Origin of the sequence: Streptomyces sp. MBT53 (genome assembly GCF_016654115.1) — a bacterium.
Taxonomy (GTDB): Bacteria; Actinomycetota; Actinomycetes; order Streptomycetales; family Streptomycetaceae; genus Streptomyces.
In genome coordinates this window covers 22,271-28,630 of record NZ_JAEQAZ010000185.1, presented here as the reverse complement: position 1 = coordinate 28,630, position 6,360 = coordinate 22,271, and the positions used below count along the sequence as shown (strand labels likewise).

3 protein-coding genes are annotated in these 6,360 nt (G+C 72.6%); 2 read left to right on the top strand and 1 reads right to left on the bottom strand.

Annotated features, from left to right (window positions below):
- On the top strand, nt 1-968 hold a 968-nt coding region (locus JHN45_RS41495), incomplete at its 5' end, for a transcriptional regulator (protein WP_201054544.1).
- 198 nt (nt 969-1,166) lie between these two features.
- A complete protein-coding gene (locus JHN45_RS41490; RefSeq protein ID WP_201054543.1) occupies nt 1,167-1,556 on the top strand; it encodes a hypothetical protein in 390 nt (129 codons plus the stop codon).
- Here the strand turns inward: JHN45_RS41490 and JHN45_RS41485 are convergent.
- The gene (locus JHN45_RS41485; RefSeq protein ID WP_201054542.1) at nt 1,547-6,262 is read right to left on the bottom strand and encodes a DNA repair ATPase; all 4,716 of its coding nucleotides are present in this window, start codon (nt 6,260-6,262) and stop codon (nt 1,547-1,549) included. The two genes, JHN45_RS41490 and JHN45_RS41485, sit on opposite strands and share 10 nt — an antisense overlap.
- Nucleotides 6,263-6,360 lie beyond the last annotated feature (98 nt).

Genomic DNA, 6,360 nt, shown 5'->3' with positions numbered 1-6,360 from the left:
CCCCAGAAGCAGCCCTCCCCTCCGCCGCACCGGTGACCGCGACCGCCCCGCGCAACCGCCGCCGTACCGCCCTCCTCGCCGCCACCGCGGTAGCCGTCGTGCTCGCCGCCACCGCGCTCGTCCCTCACCTCATGTCCGGTGACGACAACGGCGGCGACCGCAAGCAGGAGGCCGGCTCCGTGACCTCCACCGGGGGGCACGGCACCCCGTCCTCGTCCGCCTCCGCGAAGTCGACCTCCTCGCCGTCCGCGTCGGCCTCGCCCTCCGGCTCCGCGAGTCCCTCCGGGTCCGCTACGGCGAAGAGCGGGGCGTCCGCCTCCACGGGCGCGCGGTCCGGCGGGGCCGCTGACGCGGCGGCGGCCGTTCCGCTGACGGTGACGACCCGGCCGTATGCCTGGGAGAGCCCGTGCGGCCAGACCTATCTGGTCGACCGGGACGCGGCGAAGGTGCCGCCGCCGCCCACCGAGCAGGACGCGCCGGGCTGGGTGAGCGCGCTGGGCGCGGTCTCCGCCGGCAGCCAGTACCTCGAACTGACCGTGCAGGGCACCGGCCAGGACACCGTGGTGCTGCAGTCCCTGAACGTCCGGGTCGTCGACAGCGGTACGCCACCGGCCTGGAACGTGTACGAGATGGGGTACATCGGGGTCGGCTGCGGCGGCGGGGTGCCGACGCACTCCTTCAGCCTCGGGCTGGACTCGGTCCGCCCGGCGGTCACGCCGGAGTCCGGGCAGACGGGTCTGCCGTACAAGGTGAGCGAGAACGACCCCGAGGTCCTGTACATCACGGCCGCCGCGGCCTCGCACGACGTGCGCTGGTATCTGGAGCTGGCGTGGTCCAGCGGCACCCGCAAGGGCGTGCTGCGCATCGACGACCAGGGGAAGCCGTTCCGCACGAGTGGCATGGGCGGACGTCCGCAGTACGGCTACTCCCTGGACACCAGCGAGTGGGTGCCCCACCAGGCCGACTGAGCCACGGGCGACCGAACACCCCGCCGAACCGCCGGCCCTCCGGACCCCGCGTTGACACCGACCCGCGCCGGACGTTGACTGGCAGCACTGCGCAGTCGTTGAAGGGTACGACCGACCGGGTCTCCGGGAGCCTGGAACAGGCCGTCGAGAGGCCGACGAGGCACGATCGCCTTCAGGCGGAACGGAAGCGGCATCCTGATGTACGACCAGACACGCGCCCAGCAGCCCGCCGGCCAGAACCGGACCCCCACCGAACGCCGCACACCGGGCCCGGAGCCACTGCTCCCGTCCGCCGAGCGGGAGCGGGTCCTCCAGCGGCTGCGGCACGCCCTCAACACCTTCGCCGACACCCCGCACGACGCCCTGGCGGAGGCGGAGAGCGCCTACGACGAGGCCACCGCCCAGCTGGTGAGCGCCCTCGCGGCCCGCCGGGAACTCCTCCGCGCCGCCTGGGCAGAGCAGGGCACCGCCGCCGCGGCGAATCCCGCGGAACCCGCAGAACCCGCGGACCTCACGTCCCAGTCCGACGAACTCCGCCACGCGCTCCGCCAGTACCGCGAGATCACCCAGCGGCTGCTTCAGCTCTGACCCAGCTGCCCCTTGCGCGCGTACGTCGCCTTCAACTCGGCCCAGCGCACGGCCTGTTCGTCGGTCAGCGTGCCCCGCAGCTCCGCCAGCTTCAGCAGGTTCGCCTCCGCCTCCGTCCCCAGGGTCTGTGCCTCGGCCGTGTAGTGGTCGTCCAACACCGCTGACAGTTCACGGGAGTTCATCACCGGCTCGATCCGCCGGGCGATCCGGTTCATCGTGCGGTACGACCCCTGGAGCCGGAACGGCGGTTCGGTGCGGGCCGCTTCCGCGGTCGCCGCCGACGCCATGTACGCGGAGTTGACCGCGAGGACGATGTCCCGGGCGGCGAGCAGATGCCCCAACACGGCGACGACACGGGCCAGTTCGGCGGGATCGCAGGCGTAGGAGAGACGGTCCGCGCGGGCCGTCGCGTCGCCCCGGGCCAGCCCGATCAGCAGGTCCAGGTCGTCGCGGTCGCGACCCGCGAGCGGGGCCAGCACCGGGTTGGAGGTCAGCGCGTTCTCGACGAAACTCAGGGCGAACTGCGCCTCCTTGCCGGTCAGTACGTCACCGAGGTTCCAGACGTCGGCACGGTTGGCCAGCATGTCGGGCACCCGGAACCGGCTGCCGGACTCGGTGTACGGGTTGCCGGTCATGCAGACGGCGAACCGTTTGCCCCGCAGGTCGTAGGTGCGCGGCGCACCCTCCCACACGCCCTCCATCCGCCGGGTCGCGTCGCACAACGTGATGAATTTCTGCAGGAGTTCGGGTGACGTGTGCTGGATGTCGTCCAGGTGGAGCAGCACGTTGTTGCCCGCCGCGAGCGCGAAGTTGACCTTCTCCACCTCCTGTCGGGCGGTCGCGTTCGGCGCCTCGGCCGGGTCGAGGGAGGTGACACCGTGCCCGAGGGCCGGGCCGCTGACCTTGACCAGGACCAGCCCGAGCCGGTCGGCGACGTACTCCATGAGGGTCGTCTTGCCGTACCCCGGCGGCGAGATCAGCAGGAGCAGCCCGCCGGTACCGACCGCCCCGGCCTCCCCCGCCGTGCCGAGCTGCCGGGCCAGGTTGTCGCCGATGAGCGGGAGGTACACCTCGTCGACGAGCCGGCCCCGGACGAAGGACGAAAGGACCCGCGGACGGTACTCGTCGAGCCGCAGCCGGGCACGCTCCGCCGCCACGAGGGCGGTACGGCGGCGCTGGTACGCGCGGTGACCAGGAACGTCCCGCGCACGGAACTCCCCTGTACGGGCGAGGAGTTCGTCGACCCTGAACCGCAACTCGCCCCCCACCACCCGAGGATGGCTGCCCAGCAGTCCCCCCACCGTCTCGGTCAGCCGCGCGTCCGACTCGTGACGCGGTGCGCCGGGGCAGAGTTCGGCCGCCACCGCCTCCGCCAGGTCTCCCGGGTCGACCCGCGTCCCGGACGCCGTCGTGTACGCCGTCAGCCAGGCCTCCACCAGCTGGCGGCGCGCGGGCAGGTCGTCGTCGAGGGCGATCAGATCGTCGTCGTAGGCCGAACTGCCCACCGCACGCCGGAACTTGTCGAGCAGGGTCCGGGCGCCCGCGCTGATCACGAAGCCCTCGGGGGCGGTGGTGAGTTCGTCGAGGAGGTAGGCCGCGGCGGGCTCGCCGCCCAGCTCCTTGGCCAGTTCCGCGCGGAGTTCGGCGTCGGCCGGGGTGGGTCCGAACAGGTCGCGGGCCCGGGCCAGGGACCTCGCCCGCCGGGTCCAGTTCTCGCGTACCCGTGGGCTCGTGCCGTGCGTCCAGAAGAGCAACGCGCTTGCACGGGCGGCCGGTTCGTGGCGCAGCAGGCCCGCGTCCTCGTACCGGCGCAGCAGCGCCGCGAGGATCGCGGTCGCGTCGTGGTCGTGCACACCGCGTTCGTAGCCTTCGTCGTACGACTCCTGCGCGGCCCGGCGGACCAGGGCGGCGAGGTCGGGTTCCTGGGCGAGGGCCTGCGCGCCGTGTTCGTCGAGGAGGCGGGCGGCGAGGTGTTCGGCGCGGTAGACCAGCGGTGACTCGGAGGGCAGCGGGCGGTCCCAGTACGGGCGGGTGGCCGCGAACTCCGGGTCCCTGACCGGGGATCGGTAGTCCGTGCCGGTGAGGGCGAAGGCCAGGCCGTCGCCGGAGGGGACCAGGGTGAGGTCGAGGGGCTCGGTGTGCACCGCGAAACGGTGGCGGCCGAGACGGAGGGTCCGGCCGCCGTCGGCCGAGAGGTCGGCGCGGTCACGCAGGGCGCGGGTGGCCTCCGCGTGGGCTGCCGTGAGCCGGCCCGTCAGCTCCTCCGCCCTTGTGGGGTCGCCTAGTTCACGAAGTTGTTCGGCGCTGCGGCGGATCCTCGCCACCATCGGGTCGGAGGCGAAGTACGTGTTCACCGCGTCGGCGTCGGCGAGCGCGACCGCCCGCCGCCCCACGGTCTCCAGCACCTGGACCGCCGAACGCGCCAACTGCTCGGCCCTGCGGGCGCGTTCGTCGACCAGGGTCTGCTTGCGCGCGGAGAGCGTCTCGTGGATCTCGGTGCGTTTGCCGGCCAGTTCGGCGAGGAAGTCGTCGAAGTCCGCGAAACGGGCCTCCAGGTTCTCCAACCGCACCAACAGCAGGGCGAGTTGGGTGTCACAGGCCTCCGGGGTCGCCGCGTCCGCGAGCGCTCCGGTCACCGACTGGGCCAGCAGCGCGAACTCGGCCGCGAACTCCGCCCGCCCCTCCCGGTCCCGGAGTTCCGTCCGCCGGGCGTCCAGCACGGCACGGGCCCGGTTGACGCCGCCCAGCACCTCGGCGACCCGCTCCAGGATCGACGTACGGACCGTGGCGTCACCGATGTCGAGTCCGGCGACCACCTCGGTCACCGTCCGCAGCCCTTCGGTCAGTTCGTCCAGCCGGGCCGCGACCGGGGCCGCCTCGGCGACCTTGGCCAGCGCCCCGGCCTCCGTGACCAGCGTGTCGATCAGCTCGTGGTGCCCGGCGAACGCGTCCTCGCGCGCCAGGAACGACACCGCCCGCTGCCCGAACACCCCCAGATCCGCCTCGACTTCGGCCGCCGCCTCCTCGATCCGCGCGGCGTCCGCGTACCGCATCTCCTTCAACGTCAGCAACTGCCCCTGCGCCCGCCGGAGTTCGGTGAGCCCGGCGACCCATCCCGCCGCGTCCCGGGGCACCTCGCCCCGCAACCGCCGTACGAGGGAGGCGATATGGCCGGTGGCGTCGGCGAGGGCGTCGGCGGCCCGCCCGGTCAGAGTCCGGACCGTCTCGAACTCGGTCAGAACCTGCTCCGCCGTCTCCCGCACCTCCTCCAACGGCCCTCGCAGATCGCCGAGTTCGGCGTCCCCCAGCCAGTGATGGGTGTCGGCCGCCCGGACACACGCGGCGACCAGCGCCTCGTACACCTCCGCCGTCGGCTCCATCCCGACGGCCGCGCCCGTCACCGACAGACAGTCGGAGATCCCGCGCACGAGATCGGCGTTCCCGACCCGGAACAGCGGCCCGGAGCCGGTGAGTTGAGCGGCGGCATGGGTGTCGGAGACGAACGGAGTACGCCAGATCCGCACCGAATGAACCCGAGCCGCCTCCCCCTCCCCCAGCACTACCGACATGCCGTCCTCAAAGAGCGCCCACCCCCGCCCGGGCAACGGCGCCGCGACCTCCTTGCGGATCATGTTGTACGGCAGCAGCAGGCTCCGCCCCGAGCCCCGAGCCCGGTACGCGAACAGCACGTCCTCCCCGTTGGGCGAGCGGACGATCCGCTCCAACTCCAGCCCGGCGGTGGAGATTTCGAAGGTCTTGCACTCCCCCGTGGCCAGGCAGTACCCGCCCGGGAACACGATCCCCTGCCCCTCCGGCAGCCGCCGGCACGACTGCCCGATCCCGTCGAGCCGTACGACCCCCTTGGTCAGCGTGTTGAAGACCAGGTACCGGTGGGCGTCCTCCTTGTAGGGCTGCACGCGGAGCAGCACCAGCGCACCCACCCGGGCATACGCGATCTCCGCGTCGGCCGGCGACTGGAGCGGCTCGTCCACCGGCTCGGAGTAAATCCCCTCCGCCGTCTCGGTGTTGTCCTCCACCTTCACGGTGAGGGTGCCGCCCAGCGTGTCGACGTACAGCCCGTCCTGGATCCGCACATGCGGGTGCCGGCCGGGGACGAGATCCTCGCGGCCCGTCCCGATCCAGTCGAAGTCGTACGGCGGCGGGAAGACGTGGTCGCGTTCGCCGTGCGCGTCCAGGAAGGTCGCCGCCCGGCCGTCGTCCGTGAGGGCCCAGCGCAGTACCCGGATGTCGTCGGCCTTCTCGTCGGTGCGGAAGACGGCCAGCAACTTGCCGTCGACGCGCCGGAGTTGGAGGAGTCGCGCCTGCCGGTAGTAGCGGTGCAGGGCGGTGAACTCCCGTACGAACTCCGGGTCGTCGAGGAGTCCGGGTACGGAGTTCTCGGGCAGCCTGCGCAGGTCGTGGCGGTCGTAGAGGGCGAGGACGTCGGCCACCGCCGTCTCCCGGGTGACGCCGAGGGAGGTCTGCCGGCCGAAGAGGAGCGCGTCTCCTACGGCGACGATGTCCCGCGGCGCGGCCGGGTGTTCGGTGGTGAGGCGTCCGGTGCCGGTGAGTTCCAGGCGGGTCGAGCCGAACTCCTCGGTGCGGCGGGTGTTGAGCGCCTCGGCGCGGCGGGCGAGTTCGGCGGCCTGTGCGGCGAGGCGGTCGCGCAGGACCTCGTAGGTGCCGGTGTCCAGGCCGGTGGTCATGGGTCCCTCTCAGGATCTCGGGCGGGGTGGGTGATCGGGAGTGGTGGGTCCGGAACTGCTGTCCCCTGTGCGGCAGTTCCGGACCGTCTGTGGGGCGA